This is a genomic window from Lysobacter sp. 05T417 (genome assembly GCF_056396405.1).
In genome coordinates, this window is sequence record NZ_JBFTLK010000009.1 from 49,022 (window position 1) to 63,535 (window position 14,514).

10 protein-coding genes and 2 tRNA genes are annotated in these 14,514 nt (G+C 65.6%); 10 read left to right on the plus strand and 2 right to left on the minus strand.

Translation table 11 applies throughout. From position 1 onward, the window contains the following. Positions 1-6: 6 nt before the first annotated feature. Positions 7-3,621, plus strand: a complete 3,615-nt coding sequence (locus AC1DER_RS16575) for a PilC/PilY family type IV pilus protein (RefSeq protein WP_477358170.1) — start codon at positions 7-9, stop codon at positions 3,619-3,621. A 2-nt stretch (positions 3,622-3,623) separates the two neighbouring features. Beyond that, positions 3,624-4,073: a type IV pilin protein gene (locus AC1DER_RS16580; protein ID WP_441815147.1), complete on the plus strand. Its 450-nt coding sequence runs from the start codon at positions 3,624-3,626 to the stop codon at positions 4,071-4,073. 146 nt (positions 4,074-4,219) lie between these two features. Here the strand turns inward: AC1DER_RS16580 and AC1DER_RS16585 are convergent. After that, a tRNA-Asn gene (locus tag AC1DER_RS16585) sits at positions 4,220-4,296 on the minus strand. Next, the gene (locus AC1DER_RS16590; protein ID WP_477358172.1) at positions 4,287-4,892 is read right to left on the minus strand and encodes a GspH/FimT family pseudopilin; all 606 of its coding nucleotides are present in this window, start codon (positions 4,890-4,892) and stop codon (positions 4,287-4,289) included. The genes AC1DER_RS16585 and AC1DER_RS16590 overlap by 10 nt, the downstream gene beginning before the upstream one ends. 155 nt (positions 4,893-5,047) lie before the next feature. Between AC1DER_RS16590 and uvrB the strand changes: the two genes are divergently transcribed. The 8 genes from uvrB (at position 5,048) to pheT (ending at position 14,510) form a co-directional block, all read left to right on the plus strand. Then, on the plus strand, positions 5,048-7,081 hold the full coding sequence (gene uvrB / locus AC1DER_RS16595; protein ID WP_477246058.1) for an excinuclease ABC subunit UvrB: 2,034 nt from the start codon (positions 5,048-5,050) through the stop codon (positions 7,079-7,081). A gap of 80 nt (positions 7,082-7,161) precedes the next feature. Beyond that, positions 7,162-7,236 (plus strand) — tRNA-Val (locus AC1DER_RS16600). 352 nt (positions 7,237-7,588) lie between these two features. Then, complete coding sequence (gene thrS / locus AC1DER_RS16605) at positions 7,589-9,490, plus strand: threonine--tRNA ligase (RefSeq protein WP_477246060.1); 1,902 nt, start codon at positions 7,589-7,591, stop codon at positions 9,488-9,490. Positions 9,491-9,557: 67 nt separating this feature from the next. Then, positions 9,558-10,082, plus strand: a complete 525-nt coding sequence (gene infC / locus AC1DER_RS16610; RefSeq protein ID WP_441815233.1) for a translation initiation factor IF-3 — start codon at positions 9,558-9,560, stop codon at positions 10,080-10,082. A 281-nt stretch (positions 10,083-10,363) separates the two neighbouring features. Then, positions 10,364-10,561, plus strand: coding sequence for a 50S ribosomal protein L35 (rpmI, locus tag AC1DER_RS16615; protein ID WP_027083463.1), 198 nt, complete (start codon positions 10,364-10,366; stop codon positions 10,559-10,561). A gap of 13 nt (positions 10,562-10,574) precedes the next feature. Next, entirely contained in the window at positions 10,575-10,934 is a 360-nt protein-coding gene (rplT, locus tag AC1DER_RS16620; protein WP_158733136.1) for a 50S ribosomal protein L20, read from the plus strand. Between the two features lie 123 nt (positions 10,935-11,057). Continuing rightward, positions 11,058-12,053, plus strand: coding sequence for a phenylalanine--tRNA ligase subunit alpha (pheS, locus tag AC1DER_RS16625; RefSeq protein ID WP_441815139.1), 996 nt, complete (start codon positions 11,058-11,060; stop codon positions 12,051-12,053). Positions 12,054-12,122: 69 nt separating this feature from the next. Then, a complete protein-coding gene (gene pheT, locus AC1DER_RS16630; protein ID WP_477246065.1) occupies positions 12,123-14,510 on the plus strand; it encodes a phenylalanine--tRNA ligase subunit beta in 2,388 nt (795 codons plus the stop codon). Positions 14,511-14,514: the final 4 nt, after the last annotated feature.

Below are 14,514 nucleotides of genomic sequence, written 5' to 3' on the forward strand. Positions count from 1 at the left end.
GGGGAGATGACCTTGCATACCGACACCAATCGCAAGCGCGCGGCGCTCCGTGGCAGCCGCAGCCGCTTCTACGCCGTGGGCCTTGGCTTCATGGCGACATTGGCAGGGCTCCCCGGCCACGCCGCGCTGGTCATTCCACCGACCCCGCTGCAGTCGGCCTCGCCGGTGCCGCCGAACATCATGTTCATCCTCGATGACTCCGGTTCGATGGAGGAAACGACGATGCCCGACGATCCGGCGCGCACCTCGCCGGTCCGCATCGAGAGCGCCACGTACACGCTCAACACGCTTTCGTACAAGCCCAGCATCACCTATACGCCTTGGAAGAACGCTGCCGGCACCACGCTCACCGGCGGTACTGCCTACGATTCCGCCTACAGCGATCTGAGCCTGGCATCGGGCACCACCACCAACCTGGGCAACAGCGTCCAGACGTTCTACGTACCCAAGTCGGCCGCGGTTGAGACGTCGACGGCCACTGCGGACTTCTACCGCTTCCAGATCCTGACCGATGGCACGATCTACCGCAGCGAGTACCTCGACGGCACCGCACCGCCGGCGCTCAGCCTGCTGTCGCAGGGCAGCATCGGCAAGTCTTCGGGCCAGTGGTTCTACGTCAACGTCACGGCTCCGGCGCAGTCCAAGGACCTGACCTTCACCACCAGCGGCGGCAGCGGCGGCGACCCCGACCTGTACATCAGGCTGGGCGCTGATCCCACGACGGGCACCTCCGACTGCTCCAAGACGCAGAGCGGCCGCGATCACTCCTGTGTGATCTCCTCGCCGACCGCGGGCGGCGTCTACCACGTCGGCATCTACGCCGACGGCGGCAGTGCCTTCACCGGCTTGACCCTCAATGTCACCTACGTCGACAACAGCAGCAGCGGCATCGGTTGCTCCACGAGCGGTGGCCTGGGCTGGCGCAACTGCACCCGGGTGACCCCGACGGGACGCTCGGAGGCCGCCGAGAAGACCAACTACGCGACCTGGTACTCCTATCACCGCACCCGCATGAAAGCGGCCAAGGCCGGCGCCAGCGAGGCATTCAGCGCGCTGACCGGTTCGAAGTACCGGGTGGGTTACACGACCATCTGGAACCGCTCGACCAAGTACATCCCGGTGGCTACCCATAACGGTCTGTTCGAGGACGTTACCGGCACCGCCGCTTCCACCAACCGCACCGACTGGTTCAACCGCCTGCACGCAGCGACCGGCAGCGGCCGCACGCCGCTGCAGACCGCGCTCAACCGCATCGGCCAGTACTACAGCGACGCCACCACCGGCGCCAAGGGTGCCTCGGGTCCTTACGGGCCGGCCACCACCAACCAGCTGGCCTGCCGTCAGAACTACGCGCTGCTGACCACCGACGGTTACTGGAACGATGGCCTGGTCGACGTCGGCAACTCCGACGGCACGGCAGGCCCGAACATCGGCGGCTCACCGACCTACTCGCCGTCCGCGCCCTACCGGGACAGCAAGTCCCAGACCCTGGCCGACGTGGCGATGGAGTACTGGAAGAAGGACCTGATGCCGAACATGTCCAACATCGTGCCCGCCTCGACCGCCAACCCGGCGTTCTGGCAGCACATGGTGACGTTCGGCGTCTCGATCGGACAGAAGGGCACGTTGCCGCAGACCAGCGTCGCCCAGGTGCTGGCCGATGGCGCCAGCTCCTTCACGTGGCCTGACCCGACCGATGCCGAAGACGAGGAACGCATCGACGACCTGCTGCACGCTGCGGTCAACGGCCACGGCACCTTCGCGATCGCCAACAATCCCGAGCAGTTCTCGCAGGCGCTGCAGTCGGCGTTGTCGGAGATCATTGCCCGCGAGAATTCCGGTTCGAACGTCACCGTCACCAGCACCGGGTTGCAGAGCGACACCCGCGCCTTCGTCGCCAAGTACAAGTCCGGCGAGTGGTACGGCGAGGTCGAAGCCTATCCGGTGACCGCCGACGGCGTGCAGAACACGCTGAGCTGGCGTGCGACGACCAACCTGCCCACGACGCAGCGCAGCAACATCTACACCCTGGGCTCGTCCAACGGCGGCCTGGTGACGACGTTCCCGACCAGCACGCAGGAAACGACGCTGACCACCGCGATCGCCAATTATGTGAAGGGCAATCGCACCGGTGAGGGCACGGTGTACCGCCGGCGCACGCACCTGCTGGGCGACATCGTCAACTCGTCGCCGACCTACGTCCGCGAGACCGTCGGTACCACCGTGGTGGAAACGGTCTACATCGGTTCCAACGACGGCATGCTTCACGCCTTCAACGCCAGCAGTGGCACCGAGCTGTTCAACTACGTGCCCAACCTGATCAACATGACGACGTTGAAGGGCCTGAGCGCGCTGACCAACTTCGAGCACCATTACTTCGTCGACGGTCCGGTGGTCGTGTCCAACCGCCGCCAGACCCCGGGCAAGAACTACCTGGTCGGCACGCTCGGCCGCGGTGGCAAGGGCGTCTACGGGCTCGATGTCAGCGACCCGTCCACCTTCGCCAGCACCGGCAAGGCGTGGGAGTTCGCCGGCGACAACGACATGGGCATGGTCCTTGGCAAGCCGCTGATCGCCAAGCTCAACAACGGCGACATGGCCGCGATCATCCCCAACGGCATCAACAGCACCAGCGAGCATTCCGTCCTCTACATCGTCAACCTGACGACCGGTGCACAGATCAAGAAGATCGACACCTTCCGCACCGGTGACGCGCTCAACAACGGTCTGTCGGCGCCGACCGGCGTGGATACCGATGGCAACGGCACCGTCGACTACGTCTACGCGGGCGATCTGAACGGCAATGTCTGGAAGTTCGACCTGTCCGGCATCGCCTCCAGTTCCTGGGGTGTCTATGGCACCACGGCCGCGCCGATCTACTCGGCCAAGGACGGTTCCGGCAACGCCCAGCCGGTCACCGGCGGCATCACGGTCTCGTTCAACCCGTACACCTTCGAACCCTGGGTGTTCTTCGGCACCGGCCGTTACATCACCGCCGGCGACAAGGACGACCTCTCGGTGCAGACCTGGTACGGCATGGTCGACAGCGGCGCCACCGGGCGCAGCCAGCTCAAGGCGCGCGACATCGTCGTCGCCGGTGTCATCACGGACGCGAGCACGGGCATCGATCGCACGGTGCGCTCGTTCGAGAAGGCCACCACCGGCGACATGTCCGGCAAGAAGGGCTGGTACATCGATCTGCTGACGCCGCCAAACGATGTCGCCGACGGCGAGCGCATGGTCGGCAACCAGGTGGTCGTGGGCGGTTCGGTGCTGGTCGCCTCGAGCATCATTCCGCAAAGCAGCGATTGCGACGTGACGGGCAAGGGCTTCGTCAACGCGGTCGATCTGTTCACCGGCTCGGCCGTCAGCAACCCGTTCTTCGATGCCGACGGCAACGGCGAGTTCAACCTCTCCGACATGCTGACGTCCGGCACCGGCACCGGCGCCACCAAGATCCCGGTCGGCTCCATCGACCTGGGCGTGGGCATGCCGACCGATCCGACGGTTCTCGAGAACCTGGTGGTGGTGGGCGGTTCCAAGGGCACCACCGGCAGCGTCAAGATCAAGCGACTGGTCCAGGACGGCCGTATCTCCTGGCGCGAAATCATCAAGGACTGACAATGACCAACCTGAGCCAGATCCATTCGCGCTCGAACCGTGCCGACGCAAGAGGCCAGGCGGGCTTCACCCTGATCGAGGTCATGATCGTGGTGATGATCATCGGCATCCTGATGGCGATCGCCTATCCGAACTACCAGAACCACGTCATCAAGACGCGGCGCTCGGCGGCGGCGGGATGCCTGGTCCAGCAGGCGCAGTTCATGGAGCGCTATTACACGACCAACCTCAAGTACACCGGCGCGGCGTTGCCCGCCGGTGGTTGCAGCTCGGATCTGACGAACTTCTATACCTTCAGCATCTCCGCATCGGCCACGCGCTCGTATACGGTGCAGGCGGTTCCGCAGGGGCGCCAGGCAGCGCGCGACACCAAGTGCGCAACGCTGACGCTGAACCAGCTCGGTGTGAAGACCGAGAGCGGTACGGCGGGTGGTTACGCCGAGTGCTGGTAACTGATGTCTGAAAAGACGAAGGTCTGAAAAGACGAAGGGCCCACAGCGATGTGGGCCCTTTTTTGCCTCTCGCGGCCGGTGCGGTTTACCGCCGAACCGCGCGCAAAAAAAAAGACCTGCGACCTAGATCGCAAGTCTTTGATATCTGGCGCCCGAAGTTGGACTCGAACCAACGACCCCCTGATTAACAGTCAAGTGCTCTAACCGGCTGAGCTATTCGGGCGGGGACGGGCATTGTAATGCCTCCGCAGACAGGGTCAAGCATTCTGCGGCCAGATCCGCGGACGGGTTGCAGGAGACGGGCTTGCGGCTGCGTTCGGAGCGGATCCTGCCGCCCTGGTTGACGTAGATGCGGCCGATTTCCTGCTGTCGCGGTTGCGTGCACAACTGCAGGGCGAGGTTGCTGCCGCTGCCCAGCCCACTTGCCTGGAATCGCAACCAGTGGCGACCCGTCGAGCCGCGTATCGAGATTCCTCGCGCGATCGCCGGCTCGTGCAGCAGTATCCGATCCGGCGACGTCGGGATCCGCGTCCGGCGCGGGTCGGGGAAGGCGATCCAACCCTGATCCCAGACCGGATCCTGCCTGCAGGTCACGCCGTCGTGGCTGGGGCAGACCGTCACCGGGACGCGATGGCTCACGGCCAAATTGCGGGCAATGGCCAACGACACCGTCAGGCGATGCAGTGCGGCGCTGATCCTGGCCTCTGCCACCACGTGCCTGAACGCGGGTATGGCGAAACCCAGCGCGACACCCACCACGGCCAGGGTGCAGACCAGTTCGACCAGGGTGATGCCGCGGTGCCTGAGGACGATATCCATGGCCGCCCGGATCGATTCGAAGGGCGGACAAATATCCTCCACGCGCACCCTGAACCCGATCGGGCCGCCACGGGTGGCAGGGGTAGGGATCCACCGCCGCTGCCCCCATCTCCAGCTCCGACTACACTGAAGGTTTAGCCCGGAGCCATCGCCCGATGAACGACAGTCTCCATCCCGCAGGCTTCCAGCTGGTGTCGCCCTACGAACCGGCGGGCGACCAGCCGCAGGCGATCGCGCGCCTGGTGGACGGCTTCGAGAGCGGATTGGCATCGCAGACCATGCTCGGCGTGACCGGCTCGGGCAAGACGTTCACCGTCGCCAACATCATCCAGACGGTGCAGAAGCCGACCCTGGTCATGGCGCCCAACAAGACCCTGGCTGCGCAGCTCTACGGCGAGTTCAAGGCGTACTTCCCGCACAACGCGGTCGAGTATTTCGTCAGCTACTACGACTACTACCAGCCCGAGGCCTACGTCCCGTCGAGCGACACCTTCATCGAGAAGGACAGCTCGGTGAACGAGCACATCGAGCAGATGCGCCTGTCGGCGACCAAGGCGCTGCTGGAGCGCCGCGACACGATCATCGTCTGCACCGTGTCGGCGATCTACGGCCTGGGCGATCCGAATGAATACTTCCGCATGGTCCTGCACATGGTCCGTGGCGAGCGCATCGACCAGCGCGAGCTGATCCGCCGCCTGACCGAGATGCAGTACACGCGCAACGACACCGAGTTGCGCCGTGCGACCTACCGCGTGCGCGGCGAGGTCGTCGACGTGCACCCGGCCGAAAGCGACTCCGAGGCGCTGCGGATCGAGTTGTTCGATGGCGAGATCGAGCAGTTGAGCGTGTTCGATCCGCTCACTGGCGAGACCCTGCGTCGTGTGCCGCGCTACACCATCTATCCGGGTTCGCATTACGTCACCACGCGCCGCACCGTGCTCGATGCGATCGAGACGATCAAGGACGAGCTGCGCATGCGCCTGGAGCAGCTCTACGCCGAGAACAAGCTGGTCGAGGCGCAGCGACTGGCCCAGCGCACCCAGTTCGACCTGGAGATGCTGGCCGAGGTCGGCTACTGCAACGGTATCGAAAACTACTCGCGGCACCTCACCGGGCACATGCCCGACGAGCCGCCGCCGTGCCTGTTCGACTACCTGCCGCCGGACGCGTTGCTGGTGGTCGACGAATCGCACGTGACCGTCCCGCAGATCGGCGCGATGTACAAGGGCGACCGTTCGCGCAAGGAGACCCTGGTGCAGTTCGGTTTCCGCCTGCCGTCGGCGCTCGACAACCGGCCGCTGCGTTTCGAGGAGTGGGAAGGCCGCTCGCCGCGCGCCGTCTACGTCTCGGCCACGCCGGGCCCCTACGAGCTGCGCAAATCCGAGGATCAGATCGTCGAACTGGTGGTGCGCCCCACCGGCCTGGTCGATCCGGAAGTCGAGATCCGCCCGGTCGGCACCCAGGTCGACGATGTGCTGGGCGAGATCCGCGAGCGCGTCGCCATGGGCGACCGCGTGCTGATCACCACGCTGACCAAGCGCATGGCCGAAAACCTCACCGAGTACCTCGGCGAGCACGGCGTGCGCGTGCGCTACCTGCACTCGGATATCGAGACGGTCGAGCGCGTGGAGATCATCCGCGACCTGCGCCTGGGCAAGTTCGACGTGCTGGTGGGCATCAACCTGCTGCGCGAGGGCCTGGACATGCCCGAGGTGTCGCTGGTGGCGATCCTCGACGCCGACAAGGAAGGCTTCCTGCGTTCGGCCGGCTCGCTGATCCAGACCATCGGCCGCGCCGCGCGCAACCTGCGCGGCAAGGCGATCCTCTACGCCGACCGCATCACCAATTCGATGCAGAAGGCGATTGACGAAACCGACCGTCGTCGCGCGCGCCAGGTCGAGTACAACCTCGAGCACGGCATCACGCCCAAGTCGATCGCCAAGGCCGTCGTCGACGTCATGGAAGGCGCGCGCGCCGAACCGGGCGACACCGCGAAGGGCAGGGGCAAGGCGCGCAAGGTCGCCGAGGACCTGGCCGAGTACGCCAGGCTCAGCCCCAGCCAGTTCGCGGCGCGGATCAAGACGCTGGAGCAGCAGATGTACCAGCACGCGCGCGACCTCGAATTCGAGGAAGCCGCGGCGGTGCGCGACCAGTTGCGGCAACTGAAGGACGCCGGCTTCGCCGCCTGAACGTTGAAATTGGGTGTTGCCGCCATCGTTCCGACGGGCTAAACTGCGCGCCCTCGTGAGCCACTTGTGGCGAAACGAAAGGGCGGTTAGCTCAGCGGTAGAGCACTACCTTGACATGGTAGGGGTCACAGGTTCGAACCCTGTACCGCCCACCAATCTGTTGCGAACGGCCGGGCCTAGCCCGGCCGTTCTGCTTTCCGGGGACGGAATTTCGCGTGGACAGGGACCGGCCAGCGCTCCGGCGTTGACTTGGCCGCGCCAAGACCCAACTATTTCACCCTAGCTCCGGCAATCGGCCGGAGGCAGGACCCAGAGGTGGCCCGCGGCAAAACCGCCGGTCCAGCGTGCGACATGAGCACTACCACTGACCATCGCTGAACGCCGACGACGCCCCTGCAGGACGGCGCCGCGGCGCCGTTTTTCGTTTCCGGGAGCGCACTTTGTTGCCGCTTCCGACGATCTCCAACCGCCAAGCCGCGCACCCGCGCGCCAGCAAGACGACCCCTCATGATCGCAATCACCCTTCCTGACGGCAGCCGCCGCGAATTCGAACAGCCCGTGTCCGTCGCCGAGATCGCCGCCTCGATCGGCGCCGGCCTGGCCAAGGCCGCGCTGGCGGGCAAGGTCGACGGCAAGCTCGTCGACACCGGCTTCCGCATCGACCACGACGCCTCGCTTGAGATCGTCACCGAAAAGCACCCCGACGCCCTCGAAGTGCTGCGCCACTCCACCGCGCACCTGCTGGCGCAGGCCGTGCAGCGCCTGTACCCGGGCGCGCAGGTCACCATCGGCCCGGTCATCGACAACGGCTTCTACTACGACTTCGCCTACGAACGCCCGTTCACGCCCGAGGACCTGCCGGCGATCGAGGCGGAGATGCAGAAGATCGTGAAGGAAGCCCAGCCGGTCTCGCGCAGCGTGAAGTCGCGCGATGACGCCGTGGCCTTCTTTCGCGGCCTCGGCGAGGCCTACAAGGCCGAGATCATCGAATCGATCCCGGCCAGCGAAGACCTGTCGCTGTACAGCCAGGGCGAGTTCACCGACCTGTGCCGTGGCCCGCACGTGCCGTCGACCGACAAGCTGCGCGCCTTCAAGCTGATGAAGGTCGCCGGCGCCTACTGGCGCGGCGATTCCAACAACCAGATGCTCAGCCGCATCTACGGCACCGCCTGGCTCAACGACAAGGACCTCAAGGCCTACCTGACCCAGCTGGAAGAGGCCGAGAAGCGCGACCACCGCAAGATCGCCAAGCAGCAGGACCTGTTCCACCTGCAGGAAGAGGCCCCGGGCCTGATCTTCTGGCATCCCAAGGGCTGGTCGATCTGGCAGGTCGTCGAGCAGTACATGCGCAAGGTCTACCGCGACAGCGGCTACCAGGAAGTGCGCTGCCCGCAGATCCTCGACGTGTCGCTGTGGCAGAAGTCCGGCCACTGGGACAACTACCAGGAAAACATGTTCTTCACCGAATCGGAAAAGCGCACCTACGCGCTCAAGCCGATGAACTGCCCGGGCCACGTGCAGGTGTTCAACCACGGCCTGCACAGCTACCGCGACCTGCCGATCCGCTACGGCGAGTTCGGCGCCTGCCACCGCAACGAGCCCTCCGGCGCGCTGCACGGCATCCTGCGCGTGCGCGGCTTCACCCAGGACGATGGCCACATCTTCTGCACCGAGGACCAGATCGAGGCCGAGGTCAGCGCCTTCCACCAGCAGGCCCTGGCCGTCTACGAGGTCTTCGGCTTCAGTGAGATCCAGATCAAGATCGCCCTGCGCCCGGACAAGCGCCTCGGCGACGACGCCACCTGGGACAAGGCCGAGAACGCCCTGCGCTCCGCCCTGGGCGCAGCTGGCGTGCAGTGGGAGGAGCTGCCCGGCGAGGGCGCCTTCTACGGTCCCAAGATCGAATACCACCTCAAGGACGCCATCGGCCGGACCTGGCAGCTGGGCACCATGCAGGTCGATTTCATGATGCCGGGCCGCCTGGGGGCCGAATATGTCGACGAAACCAGCCAGCGCCGCCACCCGGTGATGCTGCACCGGGCCATCGTCGGCTCGATGGAGCGCTTCATCGGCATCCTGATCGAGCACCACGCCGGCCAGTTCCCGGCCTGGCTGGCCCCGATCCAGGCGGTGGTGATGAATATCACCGACGCCCAGGGCGATTACGTGGCCGAAGTACGGAAAACCCTTGCAAATCAAGGATTCCGGGTCGATGCCGATTTGCGCAACGAAAAGATCGGCTATAAGATTCGCGAGCATACCCTGCAGCGCGTGCCTTACCTGCTCGTGGTCGGTGACCGCGAGAAGGAAAACGGCCAGATTTCTGTGCGCACGCGGGGAGGGGAGGACCTCGGGACGATGACCGTCTCCGAATTCGCCTCGCGTTTGCGCAGTGAGGGCATCCAATAAGTCCTAAGCTGCCCAGGTCCGGCTGCCACCCCCGGCGGCCGGCACGATCCATACCGGAGATTGCAACATCAGTACCCCCGAAAAGCCGAATCGCAAGAACCAGGAAATCCGCGTCCCGCGCGTGCGCGTGATTGGCAGTGATGGCGAGATGCTAGGCGTGCTGACGCGCGACGAAGCGCTGCGCATTGCCGAAGAAGAAGGCCTCGATCTCGTCGAAATCCAGCCCAACGCTGATCCGCCGGTCTGCAAGGTCATGGACTTCGGCAAGTTCCGCTTCGAGCAGCAGAAGAAGGCCAACGAGGCGAAGAAGAAGACCAAGCAGGTCGAGATCAAGGAACTCAAGTTCCGTCCGGTCACCGACGAAGGCGACTACCAGATCAAGCTGCGCAACATGCGCCGCTTCCTGGAAGAGGGCGACAAGGTCAAGGTCAACATCCGCTTCCGTGGCCGTGAAATGAGCCACCAGGAGCTCGGCCGCGAGATGGCCGCGCGGATCGAGGCCGACCTGGGCGAGGACATCGTGATCGAGTCGCGTCCGCGCCTGGAAGGCCGGCAGATGGTCATGATGATCGCGCCGAAGAAGAAGACCTGAGTCTTTCCCTCTCCCGCGCACGGGAGAGGGCCGGGGTGAGGGCAAGGGCCGCAGCGGCCCTCAACAGCCCAAAGCCCTGATTCTCAAAGAAAACATTTGCAAGCCCGGCCACCTTTCCGCATAATGTGCGGCCCGGTTCGCCGGGTTTGTTGTGTGCTGTACCAGGAACCTGTCGTAGAATCCTTTCAAGATCAACGACTTACAAGCCGACACGGGCAGGACGGAAAGTGTGGCGAAAGCCACCGCCCAGGTCAGTGACATTCATCCGAAAGGACATCGCAATGCCCAAGATCAAGACCAATCGGGCGGCAGCCAAGCGCTTCCGGAAGACCGCTTCCGGCAAGTACAAGTGCGGCCATGCCAACAAGAGCCACATCCTCACCAAGAAGGCTACCAAGCGGAAGCGCAACCTGCGGCAGACGAACCATGTTCGTGCCGAGGACGCGGGCCGTCTGGACCGCATGCTGCCGTATCTTTGAGGAGGACTGAACAATGGCTCGAGTTAAGCGTGGTGTAACGGCGCGCCGCCGTCACAAGAAAATCCTGAAGCAGGCCAAGGGCTACTATCACGCCCGTCGCAAGGTCTTCCGCGTCGCCAAGCAGGCGGTCACGAAGGCCCTGCAGTACGCCTACATCGGTCGTAAGCAGAAGAAGCGTCATTTCCGTTCGCTGTGGATCACCCGCATCAATGCGGCTGCCCGCATCAACGGCATGAGCTACAGCCGTTTCATCAACGGCCTGCTGAAGGCTGGCATCACCCTCGACCGTAAGGTGCTGGCGGACATCGCCGTGCACGACGCGCAGGGTTTTGCGGCGCTGGCAGAGAAGGCGAAGAGCGCGCTCGCGGCGTAAGTTGCTCGCCCGGTCACACGGTCCGCAGCGCGGATCGTGTCGCCGAGGCACAACGAAGTACACGCATGGGGAAGGGCGCAAGTCCTTCCCCATGTTTCGTTTTGTCCGAGGGATTGCTGGCAAATGAGTGGAATCGAATCACTGACGCAGCAGGCACTGGGCGATATCGCCGCCGCCGACACGCCCGACGCCGTCGAGGCGCTGCGCGTCGCCCTGCTGGGCAAGCAGGGCAGCGTCACCGCGCAGCTCAAGCAGCTGGGCGCATTGCCCGCCGACCAGCGCAAGAGCGCCGGCGAGGCCATCAACCGCGCGCGTGACGCTCTGACCGACGCACTGGGCGAGCGCAAGCGCGTCCTCGACGATGCCGCGCTCGATTCGCGCCTGGCCTCGGAAAGCATCGACGTCACCCTGCCGGGCATCGACTCCGGTCGCGGCGGTCTGCATCCGGTGAGCCGCACGATGGAGCGCATCGCCGAGATCTTCGGGCGCCTGGGCTTCGAGCTCAGCAACGGCCCGGAGATCGAGGACGACTGGCACAATTTCGAGGCCCTGAACTTCCCGCCGCACCATCCGGCGCGGGCCATGCACGACACCTTCTACTTCGGCGACGGCCGCCTGCTGCGCACGCACACCTCCGGTGTGCAGGTGCGCTACATGCAGGACACCCGTCCGCCGCTGCGCATGATCGCGCTGGGCAAGGTCTACCGCAGCGACAGCGACCAGACCCACACGCCGATGTTCCACCAGTGCGAAGGCCTGCTCGTTGACGAGCACGCCAGCTTCGCCGACCTCAAGGGCACGCTGGCCGAGTTCGTGCGCGCGTTCTTCGAGCGCGACTTCGAGATGCGCTTCCGCCCGAGCTACTTCCCCTTCACCGAGCCGTCGGCCGAAGTCGACATCGCCTGGCAGCAGCCGGACGGTTCGACGCGCTGGCTGGAAGTGCTCGGTTGCGGCATGGTCCATCCGAACGTGCTGCGCAACGTCGGCATCGATCCGGAGAAGTACACCGGCTATGCATTCGGCCTGGGCGTGGAGCGTTTCGCGATGCTGCGCTACGGCGTCGACGACCTGCGCAGCTTCTTCGACAACGACGTGCGCTTCCTTAAGCAGTTCGCGTAAGCGCGACAGCAAACTGGATCCCGGCGCTCGCCGGGACGACGAAGCAGAATCAGCGGGTCATAGCATCAGATGAAATTCTCCGAAAACTGGCTGCGACAGCATGTGCCGACCACCGCGACGCGCGACGAACTCGCCGCGACGCTGACCGCGATCGGCCTGGAAGTCGAAGAAGTCACCGTGCTGGGCGAATCGCTCGACGGCGTCGTCGTCGCCCACATCGTCAGCACCGAAAAGCATCCCGAAGCCGACCGTCTCCAGGTCTGCCAGGTCGACACCGGCAACGGCACCGTGCAGATCGTCTGCGGCGCGCCCAACGCCCGCCCGGGCCTGAAGGCGCCGCTGGCGATGGTCGGTGCGAGCCTGCCCGGCGGCATGGCGATCAAGGCTGCCAAGCTGCGCGGCGTCGAATCGTTCGGCATGCTCTGCTCGGCCAAGGAACTCGGCATCGATGCCGATGCTTCCGGTTTGCTGGAACTGCCCGATGACGCAACCATCGGCCAGCCGCTCACCGACTACCTCGGCCTGCCCGACGCCAGCATCGAGATCAAGCTCACGCCGAACCGCGCCGACTGCTTCAGCGTGCGCGGAATCGCCTACGACGTTGCCGCTGCGCTTGCCAGCGAAGTGCGCGCATTCGACGCCGCACCGGTCGCGGCGCAGAGCGATGCCACGATGGCCGTCGAGCTGCAGGCCGGCGCCCGCGTGCCGCGCTTCGTCGGCCGCGTGATCGACAATGTCGACGCCACGGTGGCGACGCCTGCCTGGATGGCCGAACGCCTGCGCCGCAGCGGCGTGCGCCCGATCAGCTTCCTCGTCGACGTCACCCAGTACGTGATGCTCGAACTCGGCCAGCCGATGCATGCCTTCGACAAGGACGCGCTGGAAGGCGCCGTCGTCGTGCGTCCGGCGCGCGCGGGTGAAGCGCTCAAGCTGCTTGACGGCCGCACCGTCGCGCTCGATGGGGAGTTCCTCGTGGTCGCCGACAGCCGGGGCGGCAACGGTGCCCGCGCCGTTGCGCTGGGCGGCATCATGGGTGGCTTCGATACGCGCGTCACCGATGACACGCGCCATGTGTTCCTCGAAGCCGCGCACTGGGTTCCCGAGGCCATCATCGGCCGCAGCCGCAAGCTCGGCCTGCACACCGATGCCGGCCATCGCTTCGAGCGCGGCGTCGATCCGGAGCTCCCGCGCATCGCCGTTGAATACGCGACGAAGCTGATCCTCGACATCGCAGGCGGCAGCACCGGCCCGATCATCGAGGCCGTGCTGCCCGAGCACCTGCAGCCCGCGCAGCCAATCACGCTGCGCCGTGCGCGACTTGCACGCGTGCTGGGCCTGCAGGTCGCCGATGCCGAAGTCGAACGCATCCTGCGCGCGCTGGGCCTGTCGGTCGAGATCCTCGCCGATGGCTGGCGCGTGGTCCCGCCGAGCCGCCGCTTCGACCTGGCGATCGAGGAAGACCTGATCGAGGAGATCGCGCGCATCCACGGCTACGACACGATCCCGACGACGCTGCCGAGCGGTGCCGCACGCCTGGTCGCGCCGAGCGAAACCCGGGTCGAAGATGCCAGCGCCCGCCGCCAGATGGCCGCGCGCGACTACCTGGAAGCGGTCAACTACGCCTTCGTCGATGCCGACCTGCTGGCGAAGTGGGGCCTGACCGACGGCGCCGTGCCGCTGGCCAACCCGCTCAGCGCCGAGTTGGGCGTGATGCGAACCGCCCTGCTGCCGGGCCTGGTCGCCGCGCTGGCGCGCAACACCGTGCGCCAGCAGCCGCGCGTGCGCCTGTTCGAGCTGGGCAATGTCTTCAGCGCAAATGGCGCCGACGCGCCGCGCGAGACCCCGCGCATCGCCGCCGCCGTCTGCGGCGACGCAACCGCCGAGCAGTGGGCGACGACCGCCCGTCCGGTCGGTTTCCACGACCTCAAGGGCGATCTGGACAGCCTCGCGACCCTCGCCGGCACCAACCTTGAATACCGCCCGTCGCAGCCGTCCTGGGCGCACCCGGGTCGTTCTGCCGACGTCTACCGCGACGGTGCATACCTGGGTTGGATCGGCCAGCTGCACCCGCGCCTGCAGCGCTCGTTGGACCTGGACGTCGAAGTGGTGGCTTTCGAGCTGGATCTGGAGCCGCTGTTCAGCCGTGCGGTGGCCAAGGCTGGCGCGCTGTCGAAGTATCCCTCCGTGCGCCGCGACCTGGCGTTCGTCGTCGCTGAACAGGTCACCTGGGGCGACGTATCGGCCGCCGTCCGTCGGGCCGCCGGAACCGTCCTTCGCGACCTCGTCCTGTTCGACAAATACCAGGGCAAGGGTGTGGAACCGGGTTTCAAAAGTCTTGCTATGGGCTTGATTCTGCAGGATGAATCGCGCACGCTCACTGACCGTGAGGTGGACGCGACGGTGGCTTCGGTGACCGAGGCCCTGCAACGCGAACATGGCGCTGTGATCCGCAGCTGAGGTT

Bases quoted from the DNA above. Each gene is read 5' to 3' on its own strand.
- AC1DER_RS16575 (WP_477358170.1), top strand. From the start codon at position 7: ATGACCTTGCATACCGACACCAATCGCAAGCGCGCGGCGCTCCGTGGC.
- AC1DER_RS16580 (WP_441815147.1), top strand. From the start codon at position 3,624: ATGACCAACCTGAGCCAGATCCATTCGCGCTCGAACCGTGCCGACGCA.
- AC1DER_RS16590 (WP_477358172.1), bottom strand. From the start codon at position 4,892: ATGGATATCGTCCTCAGGCACCGCGGCATCACCCTGGTCGAACTGGTC.
- uvrB (WP_477246058.1), top strand. From the start codon at position 5,048: ATGAACGACAGTCTCCATCCCGCAGGCTTCCAGCTGGTGTCGCCCTAC.
- thrS (WP_477246060.1), top strand. From the start codon at position 7,589: ATGATCGCAATCACCCTTCCTGACGGCAGCCGCCGCGAATTCGAACAG.
- rpmI (WP_027083463.1), top strand. From the start codon at position 10,364: ATGCCCAAGATCAAGACCAATCGGGCGGCAGCCAAGCGCTTCCGGAAG.
- rplT (WP_158733136.1), top strand. From the start codon at position 10,575: ATGGCTCGAGTTAAGCGTGGTGTAACGGCGCGCCGCCGTCACAAGAAA.
- pheS (WP_441815139.1), top strand. From the start codon at position 11,058: ATGAGTGGAATCGAATCACTGACGCAGCAGGCACTGGGCGATATCGCC.
- pheT (WP_477246065.1), top strand. From the start codon at position 12,123: ATGAAATTCTCCGAAAACTGGCTGCGACAGCATGTGCCGACCACCGCG.